Origin of the sequence: Aquipuribacter hungaricus, from assembly GCF_037860755.1 — a bacterium.
GTDB classification, from domain to species: domain Bacteria; phylum Actinomycetota; class Actinomycetes; order Actinomycetales; family JBBAYJ01; genus Aquipuribacter; species Aquipuribacter hungaricus.
Genome location: NZ_JBBEOI010000035.1, coordinates 1 through 21021 on the forward strand (window position 1 = coordinate 1; position 21021 = coordinate 21021).

Sequence of the window (21021 nt, forward strand, 5' to 3'; positions counted from 1 at the left end):
CGCGGGCTGCGACGCGGGCCTGCCGGCGGGCAGCGCGCCGCCCTCGCCGAGCGCCAGCAGCTGCCGCTCCAGGCGCTCCACGCGCGTGGCGACCGCACCGTCGCTGTCGGCCCCGACGACGAGCAGCCGGGCGACGAGCAGCTCGAGCAGCAGGCGGGGGCTGGTGGCGCCGGCCATCTCGCCGAGCGCCGCGGCCACGACGTCGGCCGCGCGGGACAGCTCGGCGTGCCCGAAGCGGGAGGCCTGGTGCCGCAGCCGTTCGAAGGCGTCCTCGGGGACCTCGGGCAGCACCGTGGCGGCGCCCTCGCCCACGCGGGACACGATGACGAGCGTCCGCAACCGCTCCAGCAGGTCGTTGGTGTAGCGGCGCGGGTCGTGCCCGGCCTCGACGGCGTGGTGCACGGAGGCGAAGGCGGCCGCGCCGTCCACCGCGGCCAGCGCGTCGACCAGGTCGTCCAGCAGCGACTCCGGCACGTAGCCCAGCAGCGCCGTCGCGAGCTCGGCGTCGACGTCGCCGTCGGCGCCGGCGATGAGCTGGTCCAGGACGGACATGGAGTCACGGACCGAGCCCCCGCCCGCACGGACGACCAGGGACAGCGCGGCCGGCTCGACCGTCACGCCCTCGCGGCGGCAGATGTCCTGCAGGTGCTGCATGAGCCGCGCCGGGGGGACCAGCCGGAACGGGAAGTGGTGCGTGCGGGACCGGATGGTGCCCAGCACCTTCTCCGGCTCGGTGGTGGCGAAGACGAAGACCACGTGCTCGGGCGGCTCCTCGACGACCTTGAGCAGCGCGCTGAAGGCGTCGGCGGTGATCTGGTGCGCCTCGTCGATGATGACGACCTTGTAGCGGTCGCGGACCGGGGAGAAGGCCACCCGGTCGCGCAGGTCTCGGGCGTCGTCGATGCCGCGGTGGCTGGCCGCGTCGATCTCGATGACGTCGAGGCTGCCCGTGCTGCCGTTGGCCAGGTCCACGCAGGACGGGCACACCAGGCACGGCGTCGGGGTGGGTCCCTGGACGCAGTTGAGCGAGCGCGCGAGCACCCGGGCGCTGGTGGTCTTGCCGCAGCCGCGCGGGCCGGAGAACAGGTACGCGTGGTTGATCCGGCCCTTGGCCAGAGCGGCCGTGATCGGGCCGATCGCGTGGTCCTGGCCCACCACGTCGGCGAACGTGTCCGGCCGGTAGCGGCGGTACAGCGCGAGGACCGGAGCGCTGCCGTCTGCCATGGGCACCACCCTACGGCGGCCCCCGGACACGTCCGCGGCCCTCGTCGACCCTGGGGACGCAGCCGGTGCGTAGTGTCCGGGGCACTGGGCACCCTCCTGCCTGCACGGCCCCGGGCGGGGCCCGGACGAGGAGCACCACGTGAGCACCGGCGGCGGCACCACGGCGATCATCGCGGCCCTCCTGGCCAACGTCGGCATCGCGCTGACCAAGCTCTTCGCGTACCTGCTCACCGGGTCCTCGTCGATGCTGGCGGAGTCGGTGCACTCCTTCGCCGACTCCGGCAACCAGCTGCTGCTGCTCGTCGGCGGCAGGCGGGCCCGGCGGCACGCCACCCCGGAGCACCCCTTCGGCTACGGCCGCGAGCGCTACGTCTACGCCTTCGTCGTGTCCATCGTGCTGTTCAGCCTCGGCGGGCTGTTCGCGCTGTACGAGGCGTGGCACAAGTACGCCGACCCCCACCCGATCGAGGACTGGCGCTGGGTGCCGGTCGCCGTGCTGCTCGTGGCGATCGGCCTGGAGTCGTACTCCTTCCGCACCGCGATCAGGGAGTCCAACCACGTGCGGGGTGACCGCGGCTGGGTGCAGTTCGTCCGCACGGCCAAGGCCCCCGAGCTGCCCGTCGTGCTGCTCGAGGACGCCGGGGCCCTGCTCGGGCTCGTCTTCGCCCTGCTCGGCGTGAGCATGACCCTCCTCACCGGGGACGGGCGCTGGGACGCGGCCGGCACCGCCATGATCGGTCTGCTGCTCGTCGCCATCGCCGCCGTCCTGGCCGTGGAGATGAAGTCGCTGCTGCTGGGCGAGAGCGCGACCGTCGAGCACGTCCGCGCCATCGAGGCGGCGCTGCCCGGCGCCGGCGTCGACCGGATCATCCACATGCGGACGATGCACCTGGGGCCCGAGGAGCTGCTCGTGGCCGCCAAGATCGCGGTACCGGGCACGTCGAGCGCCGCCGAGGTGGCCGACGCCATCGACGGGGCCGAGCGAAGGGTCCGGGCCGCCGTGCCGATCGCACGCGTCATCTACCTCGAGCCGGACCTGTACGCCGTGCCCGACGGCGCCTCGACGGCCGGCGCCACGCGCACGGACGGCGCGGACCGCTGACCGCCAGCAGCTGAGCTCCCGTCGTCGAGGACCCGCCGTCGGCCTAGACCGAGGTGCCCCCGACGTAGGACCAGCGCCCGCGCTCGCGGACGAAGCGGCTGCGCTCGTGCTGCTCCCCGCGGCCGTCCTCGAAGCGGTGCCGGTGATGGGCGCGGAACTCCACGGTCCCGTCGTCGTCGAACGGCCCGCCCCGCTCGCGGTCGAGCACCTCCAGGCCTTCCCAGCGCACGTCGTCGTCCAGCACCAGCGTCGCGGGGCGCGTGCTGGCGTGCCAGGTGCGGAGCAGGTGCTCGCGGTCGCCGAGCACGAAGGCCGTGTACCGCGACCGCATGAGCTGCTCGGCGGTGGGCGCCGGGCGCACGTCCGCCAGGACGGGGCCGCAGCAGCCGTCGAAGGGCAGGCCGGAGGAGCACGGGCAGGTGGTCGGGGGCACCCCCGCATCATGGCTCCTCGGCGGAGCCCGGGGCGGGTCCGGGCCTCGCGGCGGCGTGAGGGACGAGGCCCGCCGGTCCGTACCCTCGCGCTGTGCCCTCCCTCCTGGACGACCTCTCCCGCGCCCCCGACGTCCAGGCCCCGAACCTCGTGGCGGTCGACGCCACCGACCGGCTGCTGCTCGACGACGCCGCGCCGCTCGTCGAGGCCTGCGGGCCGGGCCAGGTCGTCGTCGTGGGGGACCAGTACGGCGCCCTGACGCTGGGGGCGCTCGGCCTGCTCGGGGCGCGGGACGTCCGCGTCCACACCGACCGGCTGACCAGCGAGCACGCCCTGCAGGCCAACGCCGGGCGCGCGGGCCTGGACGGGTTCACGCTGCACGGCCTGGACGCGGACCTGCTGCGGGGCGCCCGCGTCGTGCTCGTGCAGCTGCCCCGCAGCCTGGCCGCCCTGGACGAGATCGCCGGGGCGGTCGCCCGGCACGCCTCCCCGGACGTCACCCTCCTGGCGGGGGGCCGGGTCAAGCACATGACCACGGCGATGAACGACGTGCTGCGCCGACACCTCTCCGAGGTGCAGGCGGGCCTCGGCCGGCAGAAGTCGCGCGTGCTCACCGCGCGGGGCCCGGTCCCCGGCCCCGACGCCTACCCCGAGCGGCAGCACCACGCCGACCTCGACCTCACCGTCTGCGCCCACGGCGCGGCCTTCGCCGGCACCGGCGTCGACCGCGGCACCCGGTTCCTGCTCGACCACCTGCCGCAGGCGGCGCCGGGGGCGGTGGACGTCGTCGACCTGGGCTGCGGCACCGGCCTCGTCGCGTGCGTGGTGGCACGCACCCGGCCCGGGACGCGGGCGCTGGCCAGCGACGAGTCCGCCGCCGCCGTCGCCTCCGCCCGCGCCACCGCGGCGGCCAACAGCCTCGACGTCACGGTGGTGCGCGACCTCGGCCTGTCGCAGCAGGCCGACGACAGCGCCGACCTCGTGCTGCTCAACCCGCCGTTCCACACCGGGGCGACCGTGCACCCCGGCGTCGCCCGGCCGCTGTTCACCGAGGCTGCCCGGGTGCTGCGTCCCGGCGGCGAGCTGTGGACGGTCTACAACTCCCACCTGGAGCACAAGGCGACGCTGGCCCGGCTGGTCGGCCGCACCGAGCAGGTCGGGCGCAACGCGTCCTTCACCGTCACCCGCTCCGTCGTCGGCTGAGGCGCGCCCGGGGCAGCCCTCTGGACGCACGAGACCCCCGGGCGCTGGGCACCGGGGGTCTCGTGGCGGCGGAGGATGGGGGATTTGAACCCCCGAGGGCGTTAACCCAACACGCTTTCCAAGCGTGCGCCATAGGCCGCTAGGCGAATCCTCCGTCGGAGAGGTTACCGGAGGTCGCGGGTGCCGGGGCACGCCGGTGCCTTGCTACCCTCGTCGACGACCCCCCGTGTGGCGGCACCCTGCTGAACCCCCCCAGGGCCGGAAGGCAGCAAGGGTACGTGGGCTCTACCGGGTGCACGGGGGGTCCTCCCATGCCCGGCGCTGTCGACCAGAGTGGCGACGCGTGCCCGCGGCGGTCCCGTCGTATCCTCGCCCGGTGATCTTCAAGCGGGTCGGCCACGTGCGTCCGTACCCGGACCACGGCCGCTACTCGGCCAAGGACTGGGCCGACGTGCCGCCGCGACCCGTGCGCCTGGAGGAGCTCGTCACCACCAAGCGCACCCTCGACCTGGAGCTCCTGCTCGACGAGGACTCCACGTTCTTCGGCGACCTGTTCCCCCACGTCGTGCAGTGGAAGGGCGAGCTGTTCCTCGAGGACGGCCTGCACCGGGCGGTCAGGGCCGCCCTGGGGCAGCGCGCCGTCGTCCACGCCCGGGTCCTCGTCCACGACGGTCAGACGGTCGCGTGAGGTTCGGGCGCGGTCGCGCGCCGGTCCCCGAGGAGCCGGACCGGGACGACCCGATGTACGTCCCCCAGCCGGTCGAGCGGTGGATCGAGCCCGAGGAGGTCGCCGAGCGGCTGCGCCGCCGCCGGGGCCGCTGGCGGGCGCTGCGCCACGCCGTCGTCATGCTCACCGTCCTGCTCGTCGTCGGGGGCACCGGCGTCATCGCCGGCGGCGCCGTCCTGGGCCGCTGGGAGCTGCCGTGGGCGCCGACGCCCGGCGCCGCCCCGGAGGCCTCGCCGTCGGCGGCCCCGCCTGCCTGCGAGCGCGCCGTCGTCACGCCCGCCGTCGCCGCCGGGACGTCGGTGCAGGTCCTCAACGCCACGGACCGGACCGGGCTCGCCAGCTCGGTCGCCGACGAGCTCGAGGCCCGCGGCTTCGTCATCGCCGAGGTCGGCAACTCCTCCGCCGAGGTGCCGGAGGCCGCGGTCGTCGCCTTCCCGGCCGGCGCGGAGCCCGCCGCCCTGGTGACCGCGGCCCAGCTGTCGGGCGCGGTCGTCCGCTCCGACCCCGCCGCCCCCGTCGTCCAGGTCCTCCTCGGGGACGCCTGGACGGACCTCACGTCCCTCGAGGTCGCCGCCCAGCTGGGTGCCACGCCGCAGCCCTCGGTGGTCGACTGCGCCGTGGCACCCGCCCCGGCACCGGCGCCCGCCCCCTGACCGCCGCTCAGCCCAGCGGCGTGACGACGGCCTTCTCGCGCTGCTCGAGCACGAGCGAGGTGTGCTCGGCCACGACGTTGTCGAACGAGGCGATGTCGGCGAGCAGGCGCTCCCCCAGGCTCGTGACGTCGGCCGCGGACAGGTGGACGAGCACGTCGTAGGTGCCGGTGGTGAGGCTGATGCCCACCGTCTCGTCCAGCTGCCACACCGCCTCGATGAACGCGGCGACCACCTCGCGGCTCTTGGGCTGCAGGCGGACCGACACCAGCGCGCGCACCGGCCGCCCGACCGCCCGGTGGTCGACGGCCGCGTGGTAGCCGGTGACGACCCCCGTCTCCTCCAGCCGCCGGACCCGCGCGAGCATGGTCGACGGCGCCACCCCGGCGAGGTCGGCGAGCGCCTTGTTCGACCGCCGGGCGTCCCGCTGCAGCTCCGCGAGCACGAGCCGGTCGAGGGCGTCGAGCGCCACCGGCCCGGACGCCGGCCTGGCCGGCGGGGCGGCACCGGCGACGGGGGCGACCGGGCCGCCGTCCGTCCGGGGTCCGGCGTCAGCCACGGGGCACCGGCCAGCCCGCCACGGCGTCGGCGACCGCAGCGCGGTACTCAGCCACCCGTCGCATCTTGAGGTCCTCGTAGCCCCGGACGCTGTCGACCATCCCGGCGACCTCGACGGCGCGGGCGTGGCTGCGGGCGTCGAGCCCGTCGACGAGCAGCCGGACCAGACCGGTGTACTCGCGCACCAGCTCGCGCTCGGTGCGGCGCACCTCGGTGGCGCCGAACGGGTCGAGCCGGGTCCCGCGGAGCCTCTTGCCCGCCGCGAGCGCGACGAAGGCCGGCCGGGTCTGCTCGCCGAACCGGAGCTTGTCGCGCCGGCCGAGGGCCTTGAGGACCGGAGGGTGCAGCAGGAACGACCGGCGACCGGGCCCTGCCTCGGCCGCCGCCGCGTCGGCCTCGGGCAGCAGCATGAGCCGGGCCACCTCGTACTCGTCCTTGTAGGCCATAAGCTTGTGCAGGCTCCGGGCGACGGTCTCGGTGAGCCGCTCCGCCACGACGTCCTGGCCCACCCCGTCCAGCGCGTGCTCGGCGGCGGCGACGCGCCCGACGACGTCGAGCAGCCGCCCGGCGTACCGGGCGTCCTGGTAGCCGACGAGGTCCGCGGCGAGCATGCCGACGACCTCGGCGGTGCCCGGGCGCAGGCCGAGCGCGTCGACCCGGCGGCGGAGGGCGTCCGGCAGCGGCGGGACCGACAGCATCTCCCCGGCCGCCACCCGGCGGGAGGCGACGAGCCGCTCGACCCGGTCGGGGTCGGCGGCCCAGGCGCGGCCCCAGTCCAGCGCCCGCAGGTTGGCCTCCACGGCGACCCCGTTGAGCTCGACGGCCCGGCGCAGGGTGGCGAGGCCGACCGGGAGGGCACCGGCCTGCAGCGCCGCCCCGAGGACGAGCACGTTGACGTGGGCCGTGTCGCCCAGGAGCACGCGGGCCGTCCGGCCGGCGTCGCCGGCCAGGACCTGGCGGCTGACCGCGCCGAGGCGGGCCGCGACCACGTCGTCGCCCGGGTAGACGGTCGTCGGCTCGGACACCATCCGGCCGGTGGGGGTGCGGCTGGTCGACAGCACGACCCGGGTGGTCGCGGGGTCGCAGGCGGCGAGCACGGGGTCGCTGGCCCCGACCAGGCCGTCGAGGGCGAGCAGGGTCGTGGTCTGCCCGTCCCCGATGAGGTTGGTGGAGGCGGCGTCGCCGCGGGTGAGGACGACGTCGCTGATGACCGGGCCGGCCTTCTGCGACAGGCCGGTCTGGTCCAGGCCCTGCACGCGCCAGCCGTCGAGCATGGCCGCGGTGCCCAGCATCTGGGCGGTGGTGACGACCCCCGTCCCGCCGATGCCGGCGAGCCGGACCCGGACGACGTCCCCGGCGTCGGGCGCGACCGGGTCGGGCAGGTCCCACGGCACCCCGTCGTCGACGGAGGGTGCCGTCGCGCCGGGTAGACCGTCGGAGGGTGCCGTCGCGACGGGAGCCTCGGACGGGTCGACCTCGACCTCCATGAACGACGGGCAGTCGCCCTTGACGCACGAGAAGTCGAGGTTGCAGGAGTCCTGGTCGATCCGGGTGCGCCGGCCGAGCGGGGTGTCCAGCGGCTGCACCGACAGGCAGTTGGACACCGCGCCGCAGTCGCCGCAGCCCTCGCACACCCGCGGGTTGATGGCGATCCGCTTCGTGGGCGTGGCGACCGTCCCGCGCTTGCGGCCCCGGCGGAGCTCGGCGGCGCACGGCTGGTGGTTGACGATCACGGTCACCCCGTCGACGGCGGCCAGCTCGGTCTGCACGTCGACGATGTCGTCGCGGTCGCGGACGGCCACCTCGCGCGGCAGGCCGGTCCGGTCGTAGCCCCTCGCGTCGGGCGTGGTGACGACGACCCGCTCCGCGCCGAGCGCGAGCAGGGTCGTCACGAGGGCCGGGACGCCGATCGAGAAGGTCGCGTCCTGCCCGCCGGTCATGGCGACCGTGTCGTTGTAGAGGATCTTGAAGGTGATCCGGGCGCCCGCGCCGATGGCGGCCTGCACGGCGAGCTGGCCGGAGTGGAAGTACGTGCCGTCGCCGACGTTCTGCACCACGTGCTCGGTCTCGACGAACGGGCTCATCCCGATCCAGTGGGCGCCCTCGTTGCCCATCGCGGTGATGCCGAACGTGTCGCCGACCAGGGCGGGGTCCATGAGCAGGCTCATCCCGTGGCAGCCGGTCCCGGCGCCGACCAGCGTGCCCTCGGGGACCTTGGTCCCCCAGTTGTGCGGGCAGCCGGAGCAGAAGAACGGGGTCCGCTGGGTGGCCAGCGGCAGGAGCGAGCCGACCTCGATGCGCTCCCGGGGAGGCGGGGCGAGACGCTCGGCCAGACGCCGGGACAGCCGTGCCCGCAGCGCGCCGGCGATGGCGTCGGCGTCCATCAGGCCGTACTCGTGGAACAGCTCGGCGCCGGTCTCGTCGTGCTTGCCGACGATGCGCGGCCGCTCCACGGTGTCGTACAGGACTTCCTTGACGAGGCCCTCGAGCGTCGGGTTCTTCTCCTCCACGACGACGATCTCGTCGAGGCCGCGGGCGAACCGGCGCACCATCTCGCGGTCGAACGGCACGGGCATGCGCAGCTGGAGCAGCCGGACGCCGACCGCCGCGAGCTCGGCGTCGGTCGTGAGCCCGAGCCTGCGGAGCGCCTCGCGGGTCTCGTAGTACGTGTAGCCCGTGGCCACGATGCCGACCCACGCGTCGTCGGGGTCGACGACGATCCGGTTGAGCCGGTTGAGGACGCCGTAGCGGTAGGCGAGGTCCTGCCGGACGGTCCGGAACTCCTTCTCCACGGCGATCATGCGGGCGGAGCCGAGGAACACCGCGGACGGGTGCCGCTCGACGGCGTCCCAGCCGTCGGGCATGACCGGGTCCTCGGTGAGGACGGGCAGGTCGACGGTGCCGACGCCGTCGGCGACCGGGGTGACGACCTTCATCGCCGCCCACAGACCGCAGGCCCGGCTGATGGCCACCGCGTGCAGGCCGAGCTCCAGGCACTCCGCCGGGGTGCCGGGGTACAGGATCGGCATGTGCAGGTCGACCAGCGCCGCGTCGCTGCTGGAGGGCATGGTGCTCGACTTCGCCGCCGGGTCGTCGCCGACCAGGGCGACCACGCCGCCGTGCTGCGACGTGCCCGCGAAGACGCCGTGACGGATGGCGTCGGTGGCGCGGTCGAGGCCGGGCGCCTTGCCGTACCAGATGCCGAGGACGCCGTCGTAGAGCGCGTCGGGCCGCGAGGCAGCCAGCTGGGAGCCCATGACGGCCGAGGCGCCGAGCTCCTCGTTGACCGCCGGCTGGTGGACCAGCGGCAGGTCGTCGTGCAGGCGCCGCATCCGCGACACCTCGAGGTCGTACCCCCCGAGCGGGGAGCCGGGGTAGCCGGACAGCAGCGCGGCGGTGCGGAGCCCCGCGGCGCGGTCGCGGCGCAGCTGCTCGACGGGCAGCCGGGCCAGCGCCTGGATGCTCGTCATGACGACCCGGCCCTCGTCCTTGGTGTACCGGTCGTCGAGGCGGTACCCCTCGGTCGTGGCGACCGGCGTCCCCGTGGGCGCCGGCGGGTCGACCCGGGCGCCCGCGGCGTCGCGGGTGTCGGCGGTGTCCGTCATACGTGACCTCCTCGTCGCGTGACGGGATGGTCGCACCCGTGCGGTGCAGCAGCAAGGACTCCGCACGCCGTGCGCCCACGACCCCTCTCCTGCCGCACGAGCGCGAGGCGGACCGCACCCGGTACCGAACGACGCCTCAGACGAGCCCGGCCCGCTGCGCGAGCAGCAGGCCCCCGGTCCCGGCCAGCACGGCGACCGGCGCGGCCACCAGACCGAGGAGCACCACGTGGCGCAGCGGCACCCGGACACCGCCGGCGCGGCACCGGTCGAGCCACAGCAGGGTGGCCAGCGAGCCCCACGGCGTGACGAGCGGCCCCGCGTCGGTGCCGACGAGCAGCGCGGCGAGCCGGGCGGCCGACCCGGCGGCGGCCGGCTCCAGCGCGAGGTAGGCCGGCAGGTTCGTCAGCACGTTGGAGGCCACCGCGGCCGTGGCGGCCAGCCGGAGCAGGTCGGCGGGGCCGTCACCGGTGCCGGCGACCCCGGCGAGCAGGGCCGCGAGCCCGCGGTCGGCCACCGCCTGGACGACGAGGAACAGCCCCGTGGTCAGCAGGACCAGGCGCCACGGCAGCAGCCGGGCACTCAGCAGGTGCCGGGCACGGACGGCGACCACGACGAGCAGCAGCACCGCCGCGGCGCCGGCCGCGACCGCGGGCTCCACCCCCAGGGTGACCGCGGTCCCGACCCCCGCGCAGGCCGCGCCGGCCAGCACGACGAGGAGCCGGTCGGGCGGGCTCACGTGCTCCCGGTCCTCGAACCGCCCGCGCAGCCGGCCCGAGTAGCAGACCAGGAGGAGCCCGACCGTGGCGGCGACCACCGCGGCCGCGGGCAGGGCCATGACGACGACGTAGTGCGCGCCGACGGCGTCGAAGGCGTCGACGGCCAGCAGGTTGGTGAGGTTCGAGACCGGCAGCAGCAGGCTCGCGGTGTTCGCCAGCCACACCACCATGACCGCGAAGGGCAGCACGGGCAGGCCGAGGCGACGGGTGAGGACGACGACGAGCGGCGTGAGCAGGACCGCGGTGGTGTCCAGGCTGACGAGCACCGTGACGGCGACCGCGACCAGCGCGAGCAGCAGGAACAGCACGACGGTGCGGCCCCTCGCGGCGTGGGCGGCCGCGCGGGCGGCGACGTCGAACAGACCGACCCGGTCCGCCAGCTCCGCGACGACGGTGATGCCCACGAGGAACACCAGGACGGGGGCGACCCGGGCGAGCAGGTCCCGGACGTCGGCCGCCGGCAGCAGCCCGGTGACGACGACGAGGGCCCCCGCCACCGACACCCAGCGCCACACGGGCGCCATCAGAGCACCCGCGGCGGGCGGCCGGGCGGCCCGCCCGAGGCGTGGGGCAGGCGCCCGCCGCCGGGGTCGGGGCCAGGTCAGGTGGTCAGAGGGTGACGACGGAGCCGGGCGGCTGCTCGTGGCGGCCGTCGTCGTCGAGCAGCCACGCGCTCGAGCGACCCGCCACCTCCCAGCGGTGCGGCCCCCCGACGAGCGCGGTCCGCTCGTCGACGCCGACCAGCCGGACGCCGTCGGGCAGCTGGTGCCCGGCGAACGCGCCGAGCAGCCGGGCGCCGAAGGCGTCGAAGTGCGGAACCACGGACAGGTGCGGGACGACGCCGAGGCCCTCGACCGGCCCGGACAGCGGGTGGCGGACGTCGGGGACGGCGCCGCCCATCGCCATCGCTCCGGCGCTGCAGCCGGCCAGCGCCGCGCCGCCGCGCCACTCCCGCTCGATCGCCGCCCACACGGCGGTGCCGCGCAGGGTGTCGGCGAGGAAGCGGGGGTTGCCGCCGGACAGGTAGACCAGGCCCGCGCCCGCGACGAGCGACGCCAGGGCCTCGTCGTCGGCGGACACCCGGTCGACGACGGGCACGACCACCTGCTCCACGCCCAGCCGCTCGGCGGCCTCCCGGCCGAGCTGGTGCCAGCGGGCCAGCGACCGCTGCCCCTCGGGCGCGGCGGCGGTGGCGAGCTGGACGAAGCGCGGCGCCCGGCCGGCGAGCAGGGCCGCCTCGACCTCGTGCATGACGGGCAGGTACTCCCCGGACCCGACGAGCGCGACCGGTCCCGGCTGCCCGGGCTCTCCCCAGCTCACCGTCGGCGCCGGGCGGTACCGAAGATCCCGCGGGTGATCTCGCGGCCCAGGGCCGTGCCGGCGGAGCGGAGGAAGCCCCGCACCGCCGGGGAGGCCAGCACCTCCTGCACGGCGCCGCGCTCCTCGCGGGGGGCCCGACGGCGCGGGGCGGGGGTCCGGGTCCCGCGGCGGGCCGGCTCGACGTCGTCCCAGGACTCACCGGGACCGGGGAGCCCGTCCGCGCCCCTGTCCCTGTCCTCGTCCTCGTCCACGTCCTGGTCCGCGGACGACGGCGCACGGCCGCGCGTCCGGTCGGGCGTCCGGCCGCGCGTCCGGTCGGCGGGCACGGCGGTGCCCGAGCCGAGCCGGGCGCTGAGCATCTCGTAGGCGGACTCCCGGTCGACCTCGACGCCGTAGCGGGCCATGAGGGGCGAGGCCGCGACCGCCGAGCCGAGGGCATCGGCAGGCATCGGGGACATCGACCCCTGCGGGGCGCGGAGCATCGTCCAGGCCACCGGCGTGGGGGCGCCGCGCTCCGACAGGACCGTCACCACGGCCTCCCCGGTCCCGAGCGAGGTGAGCAGCGCCCCCAGGTCGTAGCCGGAGGTCGGGAACGTGCTCACGGTGGCCCTGAGCGCCTTGGCGTCGTCCGGGGTGTACGCGCGCAGGGCGTGCTGGACCCGGCTGCCGAGCTGGGCCAGCACGTCGCCCGGCACGTCCTCGGGGGTCTGGGTGACGAAGACGATCCCTACGCCCTTGGACCGGATGAGCCGCACGGTCTGCGTGATCTTCTCGAGGAACGTCTTCGAGGCGCCGGTGAACAGCAGGTGCGCCTCGTCGAAGAAGAACACCAGCTTCGGCCGGTCGAGGTCGCCGACCTCGGGCAAGGACTCGAACAGCTCGGCGAGCAGCCACAGCAGGAAGGTCGAGAACAGGGCGGGCCGGTCCTGCACCTCGGCCAGCTCCAGGCAGGTCACGATCCCCCGGCCCTCGGCGTCGACGCGCAGCAGCTCGGCGGGGTCGAGCTCCGGCTCGCCGAAGAACGCGTCGGCACCCGCGGCGGCGAAGGCGACGAGCTCGCGGAGGATGACGCCCGCGGTGGCCTTGCTGAGGCCGCCCAGGTCCACGAGGTCCGCCTTGCCCTCGTCCGAGACCAGGTGCTGCACGACGGCGCGCAGGTCGGCGAGGTCGAGCAAGGGCAGCCCGGCGGTGTCGGCGTGGTGGAAGACCAGGGCGAGGCTCGAGGTCTGGGTGGCGTTGAGGTCGAGGACCCTGGCGAGCAGGTCGGGCCCGAAGGAGCTGATGCTGGCCCGGACCGGGACACCGGTGCCGAGCCCGCCGAGGGCCAGGAACTCCGTGGGGGACGCGGTGGCCTGCCAGTCCTGGCCGGTCGCCCGGGCACGGGACACGACACCGTCGGACGCGGTGCCGGTGACCGCGATCCCGGACAGGTCGCCCTTGATGTCGGCGAGGAACACCGGCACCCCGGCGGCGCTCAGCTGCTCGGCCATGACCTGCAGCGTCTTGGTCTTGCCCGTGCCGGTGGCCCCGGCGACCAGGCCGTGGCGGGTGAGCATGGACAGCGGGATCCGCACGGGGACGTCAGGGCGGGGCGTGGGGGTGCCGCCGGCGTCGACGAGGAGCGCCCCCAGCTCGAGGGCGGGACCCGCCGTGCCGTAGCCCGCCCGGACCGCCTCGACCTGGGCGGCGTACGGGTCCGTCCCGCCGGAGGGGGCCGCTCCACCGGGGGGAGCCGTGCCCGTGCCTGCCATGAGCCACCCCGTCGTCAGCGCGGCCCGGCCGGTGGGGCCGGGCGTCGTCCGGAGCGTACGGGCGGGCGGGTCCCGGCGCACCGGTCCCGCCCGCCCTGCTCAGATGCTCACGCGCTCGGGCGCGGGATCCGGTCGCGGGGCGACTTCACCGGCACGAACTCCTGGTTGCCGATCGACCCCACCCACTGGCGGGCCTTGTCCGCGTCGCCGGGGGCGAAGGCCAGGCTGAGCATGAGCAGCAGCCGCGCCTTCTGCGCGAGCAGGTCGCCGCCGGCGACGACGTTGCCGCTGCCGCCGGTCACCGACCCGGAGCCCGTCCGGGAGGTGCTGACGAAGACGACGCCGAAGTCGCGGGCGGCCGCCGTCCGGGCCTGGCCCTGGGGGCCGGACACGCCGCCCGCGCCTGTGCCCGCGGTGACGATGCCCTTGACCCCGGCCTGCGCGAACGCGGTGATCGGCTCGCCGCCCGCCTGCTGGTACGTGTAGACGATCTCGGTCCGCGGCAGCGCCGTGACGGGGATGGTCGACAGGTCGAACGGGGTCGCCCAGCTCCGCGGGGTGTCGCACTGCTCGACGCGCGCGGGGGCACGCGCGACCCGGATCGCCGGGCCGTCGATCCAGCCGAGGACGCCGAGCTCCCGGGTCTGGAAGGTGTCCATCCGCGTGGTGCTGGTCTTGGTGACGTCGCGGGCGGCGTGGAACTCGTCGTTGAGCATGAGGACGGTGCCGAAGCAGAAGGTCTTCTGGCTCGCGGCGAGGCTGATCGCGTTGAACAGGTTCGCGGGGCCGTCGGCGCCGATCACCTGCGGGCCATCGACGGTCCCGGCCGCCCAGGGGCGCATGGCGCCGGTGAGGACGACCGGCTTGCGGCTCTGCACCGTGAGGTCGAGCCAGTAGGCGAACTCCTCCATGGTGTCGGTACCGGTGGTGACGACCACGCCGTCGGCCGTCCTCAGCGCGGCCTCGACGGCGGCGGTCAGCTCGTAGAACTGCGGGATCGTGTAGCCGCCGGAGCCGCTGTTGCCGAACTGGACGGTGCTGACGTCGGCCAGGGCACCGACCTCGGGCTGGATCTGGCCCACCAGGGTGCCGATCGGGATCTGTCCGGCCCGGTAGTTCGTGAAGTCGCTGCGCGTGGGCGCGACGCCGGCGATGGTGCCGCCCGTGCCGATCACGGTGACCTTCGGCTTCGTCGCGGCGGCCGCCTGGACGGCGGTGGTGTACGCCGCGCTCTGGACGGTGGGTCCCTGGACGACGGGTGCCGCACCGACGACCGCGTCGGTGACGGGCGGCGCGGTGCTCGCCGTGTCCCTGGTCCCCGTGGCCCCTGTCGTGCCGGTGGGTCCGAGGAGCAGGGCGACGGCGAGGGCACCGGCGGTGCCGGCGGCGGCGAGCGGGAGCAGCCGCCCGTACCCGGACGGGCGGGCGGGGGTGATGACGGCCACGTGGGGGCCTCTCTGCTGGGGCGGGTCGGGACGCCCGACTGTCCCGACCCGACCGACCCCCCGGGTTACGTCCCGGTGACGATCGCGTGACCCGGCGTCACGACGCCCCGGTCACCCGTCGACGACGGTGGCCGCGGCCGTCGCGTGCCGCAGCTCGACCGCGACCCGCTCGGCCTGCCGGGTGGCGCTGCACATGGCGCTCGAGACCTCCTGGGTCGCGGCCGTCTGCTCGGTGACGGCCTCCTCGATCGTCCGCTGGGCCGCCACCACCTCGCCCATGACGGCGCGGATGCGGGCGACGACGGCCGCGGTGCCGGAGACCTCCACGCGGACCACGTCCACGACGCGGCTGATCTCGTCGGTGGCGCCCGAGGTCTCCCGTGCCAGCGCCTTGACCTCCTCGGCGACGACGGCGAAGCCGCGGCCGGCGTCCCCGGCGCGCGCTGCCTCGATGGTGGCGTTGAGGGCGAGCAGGTTGGTCTGGGCGGCGACCCCGTTGATCCGGACGGCGATGGCCTCGATCTCCGCCATCGTGCCGGTCAGCCGGGCCATGGTGTCCACCGACTCCTGGGAGCGGCTGTCGGCGTCCAGCGCGGTCGCGGAGGCCTGGCCGGCCGCTGCGGCGATGGCGCCGATGGAGCCGCGCAGGTCGTCGAGGACCCCGGTGGCGGTGGCGACGTCGCGGCTCAGGGTCGCCCCGGCCTCCTCCACCTCGACCATCCGGGCGGCCACGTCGGCGGCGCGGGCGCGGCCGGCCTCCAGCCGGAGCGCCTGCCGCTCGGCCGACTGCTCCCGCTCGGCCGCCTGGACGGCGAGGTGCTGGGCCCGGTCCTGCTGCGCGCGGAGGGCCTCGGACCGCCGGACGGCCTCGGCCTGCTCCGCGAAGCGCCACCCGAAGGCCAGGGCGGCGGCCTGGGCCAGGAGGAACGCGGCGTGCAGCGCGGCGTACGGCAGCGGGTGCTCCTGGGCGTGGTGCCCGGAGAACACCGCGTCGGGGGCGACGAGCGCCATGGCCGAGTGGTGCAGGGCGACGTAGCCCACGGCCGTGAGGAAGGGCGCCCACGACTGGTACAGCGCGACGACCACGAGGAACACGTAGAACGAGATGTGCAGGTCGGTGAGCCCGCCCCCGGCGTGCACGAGCACGCTCGCGCCCAGCATGAGGGCGAGGCTCACGGTGCTGCTGCGGACCACCTGGCTGCCCGCCAGACGGGCCAGCAGGAGCAGGGGCAGCACGGCCGCGAGCTCCAGCCACACCATGACCTCCCCGACCCCGCGCAGCAGCACGAGCAGGAGCAGCAGCGGGACCTGGACGGTGGCGACACCGAGGATGACGCGGTGCCGGGCGAGGAACACGTCCTCGGTGAGCGGGACGCCCTTGGGCAGCCAGCCGGAGGCCGGGACACTCGTCGGGGGTGCGAGCGGGGTCGTCATGGTCGTGTCAGCGGTCCTTCTGCGTGACGGTCGGGAAGGCGCCCACGACCTCGGGGAGCGCGGGCGTGCTCCGGACCTGGGCGGGGACCCGCGCGGTGACGTGGGTCGGCACCTGGGCGGGGACCCGGGGGCCGGGGCCCGCGGCGGCCACGGGCGGGGCGGCGGCGTCGACCGAGGCCTGCACGCTCAGCAGGTCGGCCAGCGTGAGGTTCTCCGCCTCCAGCAGCGCGCCGGCGACGGCGTCGAGCAGCACCCGGTGGGTGGCGAGCAGGGTGAAGGCGTCCTCGTGGGCGGCGGCGAGCAGCTCCTCGGCCACCTCGCGGACCTCGGTGGCGACCTGCCCGCCCATCCTGACCGTGTCGTCGTCGACGAGCAGGTAGCCGTGGCGGCTCATGCCGTACTTCGTCACCATCGCCAGGGCCCGGCGGCTCGCGGAGTCCAGGTCGCCGTGGGCGCCCTGCGTGAACTCCCCGTCCAGGAGCAGCTCCTCGGCCGCGCGGCCGCCCATGGCCACGCGCAGGTCGGCGAGCGCCCTGCGTCGGGTGAGGAAGGAGTCGTCGTTGCCGCTCATCCACGTCACGCCGCCGGCGGGGCCGCGCGGCACGATGGAGACCTGCACCGGGTCGTCGGCGTCCTCCAGCAGCAGCGCGGTGAGGGCGTGCCCGGCCTCGTGCCAGGCCGTGATGCGGCGGTCGTGCTCGGTGACCAGCGCCGACGTGCGGGCCCGGCCGAGGGCGACCGTGGCGACGGCGGCGTCCAGGCAGTCGGCGCCGACCTGGACCAGCCCGCGGCGGGCGGCCTCCATGCAGGCCTCGTTGACGACCTGGGCGAGCTCGGCGCCGCTCATGCCGGGGGTGCGGCGGGCGACCGAGACCAGGTCGACGTCGTCGGCCATGGGGCGCGACGCCGCGTGGACCTCGAGGATCTGGGTGCGGCCGCGCCGGTCCGGGGCGGGGACCTGCACCTGGCGGTCGAGCCGGCCGGGACGGGTGAGCGCCGGGTCGAGGACGTCGGCCCGGTTGGTGGCGGCCAGGACGATGATGCGGTGGTCGGTGTCGAAGCCGTCCATCTCGTTGAGCATGGAGATGAGCGTGTTCTCGCGCTCGGTGTCGGCGCCGGAGTGCCCCGGGCCCTCCGAGCGGGCCCGGCCGATGGCGTCGATCTCGTCGATGAAGATGATGCCGCCCTCGGACTCGCGGGCCCGGTCGAACAGGTCGCGGACCCGGCGGGCACCGACACCGGCGAAGGTCTCGACGAAGTCGCTGCCGGCCAGCGGGAAGAACGGCACGCCGGCCTCGCCGGCGACGGCCCGGGCGAGCAGCGTCTTGCCGGTGCCGGGAGGACCGACGAGCAGCGCGCCGCGCGGGGGCTTCGCGCCGACCCGGGTGAAGCGCTCGCCGTCCTTGAGGAACTCCACGAGCTCCTTCATCTCGGTGACCGCCTCCTCGCAGCCGGCCACGTCGCTGAAGCGGGCGCTGGGGACGCCGTCGACCTGCTCGCCGCGCGTGCCCTTGAGCCGCACCCCGGACAGGCCGCCGCTGCGGACGCCCCACACCAGGCCGCCGACCAGCAGCACCATGACGACGAGCGGGAGCAGGCTGTCCAGCAGGCCGGGAGGACGGACGGGGTCGGTCTCCACCTCGACGCCGGCCTCGACCAGGTCGGCGGTGAGCTCGTCGGCGTAGGCGCCCGGGAACCCCGAGGCGAGCGTGCGGCCGTCGGCAAGGGTGAGCACGACCTCCGCGGCCGCCTCGTCGAGGACGGCGGTGGTGACGTCCCCGTCCTCGACGGCCTCGACGGCGCGGGACAGGGGGACGCGGTCCGGCGCGGGAGGAGCGAGCTCCCCGTGGACGACGACGGCGGACGTGACGGCGGTGACCACGGCGGCACCGGACAGCAGGAGCAGCCGGCGGCGGGCGGTCCGGGAGCGGCGGGCACGGGTGCTGGGCATGGCGGGGCATCGGCACCTGCCCGCCGGTCCTGGAGCACTCCGGAGCACCCGGGAGGACTCCGCGGCGCCAGGGGAGGGTGGTCCGATCGGGCGCACCGGCGGCGGCGGCCCTACGGCTGACCCGCCCGCGTGCCGTCTGCCACGGGGACGGGCAGGCCCAGAGGCGTGCCGGAGAGGGGGGACCGTGACCGAGGTCTGCGCGATGCCCGGTGACGCCGACCTGGACCTGGACCTGGCCGGGCTGCTGCTCGGCGCCGTGGTCCGGGTCGACGACCGCTTCCTGCTGCACGCCCGGGGCGGCACCGGCCGCTACCGCAGCGAGGGCCGGGTGGTCGTCACCGAGGACGAGCCGGTGCGGGACATCACCCTGTCCTTCGCCATGGCCGACCCGCCCGACGCCCCCGGGGCGACCGACCTCACGTACACGGTGCTCATGGGCTGGCGCGACCGCGGCGCCCGGCTGCGGCTGATCGGCGCCCCGGGCCGGCAGGTCGTCCTGTTCGAGCCGGGCGGCTTCGCCGTGCCGCTGGCCACGGCGGCCCAGCGGGTGGGCTGAGGCTCCTCAGCCCATGCCGAGGCGGGCCAGCGGCTCGACCAGCTCCCGCTCCTCGTAGGACAGGTGCGACAGCAGGGTGTCGCTGAGCAGGTCGACCGCGGCGCGCAGGTCCGCCATGCCGTCCGGGACGGCGACGAAGCCGACCAGGGCCCGGTCGACGCCCTCGAGCACGTCGTGGATGGCGTGGTGCTCCTCCTCCAGCCGGTCGACCACGGGCGCCAGCCGCGGGTCGGCCGAGCGGAGGTGGGGGAACATGCTCTGGTCCTCGATCGTGTGGTGCGTGGTGACGACCCGGCAGTAGCTCTCGCAGTAGGTGCCGAGGGTCCACTTGTTCTGCCGGATGGTCATGGTCGCGATGTGCGAGCGGGCGGCCCCGGCGTCGAGCGTGCCGGCGGCGACCTGCTCGACGAGGTCCTGCAGGTGCTCGAGCTCGGTGCGCAGGCGGTCGTGGACGTCGACGAGGTGCTGGCCGCTGGCCTGCTCGTGACGGGTGTACGTGCGGCCCTCCTCCGGCGCCGGGCCGGTCGGGCGGGCGCCCTCGTCCCACACCTGGACGCTGCTGCGGCGGACGCCGGGGTCGGGGGTGGGGACGACGCCGAGCGCGGGGACGACGGCCGGCCGGGGCGCGGCCCGTCCCCCGGTGACGGCGGCCGAGCGGTCCTGGCGCGGGACGTGGGCCACGGGCTGCTCCGGGACGCCCTGGTCAGCGTGGGCGGCCTGCACGGCGTGGGCTCCGTGGTCTCCGTGGTCGGGGTCGTCGGGCCCGGGCCTCGGCGCGCTGCGCTCGGCCTCGACGAGCTCGCGGACGGCGGGGGCGACCTCGGCGGCGAAGGTGCGCAGCACGTCGGGGTCGTCGCCGGCGAGGACGAAGCCGCTCACCCCGTCCGCCAGCGTCATCCCGGCGAGCTCCTCGGCCCACTGCCCGGGCGGGCCGGCGAGCGGGCCGCGGGACCTGGTCGAGAACGAGCCGCTGACGTTGAGCAGGCGGCGGACGTCCGCCGGCGACCGCCCCGCCCCCGCGGCGGCCTCGTCGACGACCTCGTTGCCGCGGGCCAGGTCGCCCGGCTGCAGGTAGCCCAGCGACGGCAGCCAGCCGTCCGCCCGGCGGCCGGTCAGGCGGAGCATCCGCGGCCTGTACGCGCCGAGCCAGATCCCGACGTCGTGCGCCGGGGCCGGCCCGCGCTTGGCCCCGACCACCCGGTGGTGGCGCCCCTCGACCCGCACCCCGCCGCGGGCGCCGGCGTCCCACACCTGGCGGACGACGTCGATCGCCTCCTCGAGCGCCTCGACCGCCTCGCCGGGCCCGAGCCGCCGGGCGCCCATCGCCTCGATGGCGTCCCAGAACGCGCCCGCGCCGAGGCCGAGCTCGACCCGGCCGCCGCTCAGCAGGTCGAGGCTGGCCACGCTGCGGGCGAGGACGGCGGGCGGACGCAGCGGCAGGTTGGTGACGTTCGCCGCCAGCCGGACGCGGTCGGTGCGGGCGGCCAGGTACGACAGCAGCGTCCAGGTGTCGAGGAACGACGGCTGGTACGGGTGGTCCTGGACGGTGACGAGGTCGAGCCCGACCTGCTCCGACAGCACGGCGAGCTGGACGACCTGCCCGGGGGCTGCCGCGGAGGGCGTGAGGAAGGAGCCGAACAGGAGGTCGTGGCCGTAGTCGGGCATGACGCAATCGTATTCCACGCAGACGTTCTGCGCGACCACCTGTCGTCGTGGGCGACGGTATGCTCGGACGATGACGGACGACCACGACGGCCCGCTGGACTCCGACCTGGGGTGGACGCTCGGCGTGGTCCTGCGCGAGTACCTGCGGGTGACCGACGGGGTCGTCGACGACCTGCCGGGCGGACCGCGGGGCTACCAGCTGCTCGCCGCGGCGGCGCAGGGGCAGGGCCGCAACCAGGGGGCGCTCGCGGCCCGGCTGGGCATCGACCGGACCGTCCTCACCTACCTGGTCGACGACCTGGAGGAGGCGGGCCTGGTCCTCAGGCGGCCCGACCCGGTGGACCGGCGCTCACGGCTGGTCGAGGCGACGGAGGAGGGGCGGCGCACCCTGGCCGGCCACGAGGTGGCCGTCGCGCGGGCCGAGCAGCACGTGCTCGGGGCCCTGCCCGCCGGGGACGCCGAGACCTTCCGCCGCCTGCTGCGGACGCTGGCCTGCAGCACCGCCGACCGGGCGGGCGTCGACGACATGTGCCAGGTGGTCCAGGCGACGACCGGGGGCGCGACCGGCCCTGGCACCACGGCGACCCGCGGGACGGCGGGCGACCGGGGCGCCGCCCGGGGC

General features: G+C 75.9%; 17 protein-coding genes, 1 tRNA gene and 1 other RNA gene. 7 read left to right on the top strand and 12 right to left on the bottom strand.

The annotated features are described in order from the left end of the window. Positions 1 to 1224: DNA polymerase III subunit gamma and tau (locus WCS02_RS06670; protein ID WP_340291253.1), on the bottom strand; the 1224-nt coding region annotated here is incomplete at its 3' end. 139 nt (positions 1225 to 1363) lie between these two features. Here WCS02_RS06670 and WCS02_RS06675 point away from each other — a divergent pair. Next, a complete protein-coding gene (locus WCS02_RS06675) occupies positions 1364 to 2326 on the top strand; it encodes a cation diffusion facilitator family transporter (protein WP_340291254.1) in 963 nt (320 codons plus the stop codon). A 43-nt stretch (positions 2327 to 2369) separates the two neighbouring features. Here the strand turns inward: WCS02_RS06675 and WCS02_RS06680 are convergent, their stop codons facing one another. After that, entirely contained in the window at positions 2370 to 2759 is a 390-nt protein-coding gene (locus WCS02_RS06680) for a YchJ family protein (protein WP_340291255.1), read from the bottom strand. Positions 2760 to 2851: 92 nt separating this feature from the next. Between WCS02_RS06680 and WCS02_RS06685 the strand changes: the two genes are divergently transcribed. Then, positions 2852 to 3961, top strand: coding sequence for a class I SAM-dependent methyltransferase (locus WCS02_RS06685; RefSeq protein WP_340291257.1), 1110 nt, complete (start codon positions 2852 to 2854; stop codon positions 3959 to 3961). Between the two features lie 69 nt (positions 3962 to 4030). Here WCS02_RS06685 and WCS02_RS06690 read toward each other — a convergent pair. Continuing rightward, positions 4031 to 4115, bottom strand: a tRNA-Ser gene (locus WCS02_RS06690). A 61-nt stretch (positions 4116 to 4176) separates the two neighbouring features. On the opposite strand from WCS02_RS06690, the gene ffs reads away from it, so the two are divergent. From ffs to WCS02_RS06705, 3 genes are all read left to right on the top strand, one after another. Then, positions 4177 to 4273, top strand: an RNA gene (gene ffs / locus WCS02_RS06695) — signal recognition particle sRNA small type. A gap of 64 nt (positions 4274 to 4337) precedes the next feature. After that, positions 4338 to 4649 (top strand): type II toxin-antitoxin system VapB family antitoxin, encoded by a 312-nt coding sequence (locus tag WCS02_RS06700; protein ID WP_340291259.1) that lies wholly within the window; start codon positions 4338 to 4340, stop codon positions 4647 to 4649. Further along, positions 4646 to 5341: a LytR C-terminal domain-containing protein gene (locus WCS02_RS06705; RefSeq protein WP_340291261.1), complete on the top strand. Its 696-nt coding sequence runs from the start codon at positions 4646 to 4648 to the stop codon at positions 5339 to 5341. The genes WCS02_RS06700 and WCS02_RS06705 overlap by 4 nt, the downstream gene beginning before the upstream one ends. Before the next feature lie 7 nt (positions 5342 to 5348). Here WCS02_RS06705 and WCS02_RS06710 read toward each other — a convergent pair whose 3' ends face one another. The 8 genes from WCS02_RS06710 to WCS02_RS06745 all read right to left on the bottom strand — a co-directional run bounded on the left by WCS02_RS06710 (position 5349) and on the right by WCS02_RS06745 (position 18178). Beyond that, entirely contained in the window at positions 5349 to 5897 is a 549-nt protein-coding gene (locus WCS02_RS06710) for an Lrp/AsnC family transcriptional regulator (protein ID WP_340291263.1), read from the bottom strand. Further along, positions 5890 to 9501: an indolepyruvate ferredoxin oxidoreductase family protein gene (locus tag WCS02_RS06715; protein ID WP_340291265.1), complete on the bottom strand. Its 3612-nt coding sequence runs from the start codon at positions 9499 to 9501 to the stop codon at positions 5890 to 5892. The genes WCS02_RS06710 and WCS02_RS06715 overlap by 8 nt, the downstream gene beginning before the upstream one ends. Before the next feature lie 136 nt (positions 9502 to 9637). Continuing rightward, positions 9638 to 10801, bottom strand: a complete 1164-nt coding sequence (locus WCS02_RS06720; protein ID WP_340291267.1) for an SLC13 family permease — start codon at positions 10799 to 10801, stop codon at positions 9638 to 9640. Positions 10802 to 10886: 85 nt separating this feature from the next. Further along, positions 10887 to 11597: a Type 1 glutamine amidotransferase-like domain-containing protein gene (locus WCS02_RS06725; protein WP_340291269.1), complete on the bottom strand. Its 711-nt coding sequence runs from the start codon at positions 11595 to 11597 to the stop codon at positions 10887 to 10889. Further along, entirely contained in the window at positions 11594 to 13348 is a 1755-nt protein-coding gene (locus tag WCS02_RS06730; protein ID WP_340291271.1) for a helicase HerA-like domain-containing protein, read from the bottom strand. The genes WCS02_RS06725 and WCS02_RS06730 overlap by 4 nt, the downstream gene beginning before the upstream one ends. A gap of 107 nt (positions 13349 to 13455) precedes the next feature. Further along, on the bottom strand, positions 13456 to 14793 hold the full coding sequence (locus tag WCS02_RS06735) for an asparaginase (protein WP_340291273.1): 1338 nt from the start codon (positions 14791 to 14793) through the stop codon (positions 13456 to 13458). 111 nt (positions 14794 to 14904) lie between these two features. Beyond that, positions 14905 to 16227, bottom strand: a complete 1323-nt coding sequence (locus WCS02_RS06740) for a methyl-accepting chemotaxis protein (protein WP_340291275.1) — start codon at positions 16225 to 16227, stop codon at positions 14905 to 14907. A gap of 7 nt (positions 16228 to 16234) precedes the next feature. After that, positions 16235 to 18178 carry an ATP-dependent metallopeptidase FtsH/Yme1/Tma family protein gene (locus WCS02_RS06745; RefSeq protein WP_340291277.1) on the bottom strand — a complete coding sequence of 648 codons (1944 nt, stop codon included), beginning with the start codon at positions 18176 to 18178 and terminating at the stop codon, positions 16235 to 16237. A gap of 184 nt (positions 18179 to 18362) precedes the next feature. Here WCS02_RS06745 and WCS02_RS06750 point away from each other — a divergent pair, with 184 nt between their 5' ends. Then, on the top strand, positions 18363 to 18734 hold the full coding sequence (locus tag WCS02_RS06750; RefSeq protein WP_340291279.1) for a hypothetical protein: 372 nt from the start codon (positions 18363 to 18365) through the stop codon (positions 18732 to 18734). A gap of 6 nt (positions 18735 to 18740) precedes the next feature. On the opposite strand, the gene WCS02_RS06755 is transcribed toward WCS02_RS06750, so the two are convergent. Continuing rightward, the gene (locus WCS02_RS06755) at positions 18741 to 20399 is read right to left on the bottom strand and encodes an LLM class flavin-dependent oxidoreductase (RefSeq protein ID WP_340291281.1); all 1659 of its coding nucleotides are present in this window, start codon (positions 20397 to 20399) and stop codon (positions 18741 to 18743) included. Positions 20400 to 20469: 70 nt separating this feature from the next. Here WCS02_RS06755 and WCS02_RS06760 point away from each other — a divergent pair. Next, positions 20470 to 21021: MarR family winged helix-turn-helix transcriptional regulator (locus tag WCS02_RS06760; RefSeq protein WP_340291283.1), on the top strand; the 552-nt coding region annotated here is incomplete at its 3' end.

Coding starts and splice junctions, on each gene's coding strand:
- WCS02_RS06715 (WP_340291265.1), bottom strand. CDS start 9,501: ATGACGGACACCGCCGACACCCGCGACGCCGCGGGCGCCCGGGTCGAC.
- WCS02_RS06720 (WP_340291267.1), bottom strand. CDS start 10,801: ATGGCGCCCGTGTGGCGCTGGGTGTCGGTGGCGGGGGCCCTCGTCGTC.
- WCS02_RS06730 (WP_340291271.1), bottom strand. CDS start 13,348: ATGGCAGGCACGGGCACGGCTCCCCCCGGTGGAGCGGCCCCCTCCGGC.
- WCS02_RS06740 (WP_340291275.1), bottom strand. CDS start 16,227: ATGACGACCCCGCTCGCACCCCCGACGAGTGTCCCGGCCTCCGGCTGG.
- WCS02_RS06745 (WP_340291277.1), bottom strand. CDS start 18,178: ATGCCCAGCACCCGTGCCCGCCGCTCCCGGACCGCCCGCCGCCGGCTG.
- WCS02_RS06755 (WP_340291281.1), bottom strand. CDS start 20,399: ATGCCCGACTACGGCCACGACCTCCTGTTCGGCTCCTTCCTCACGCCC.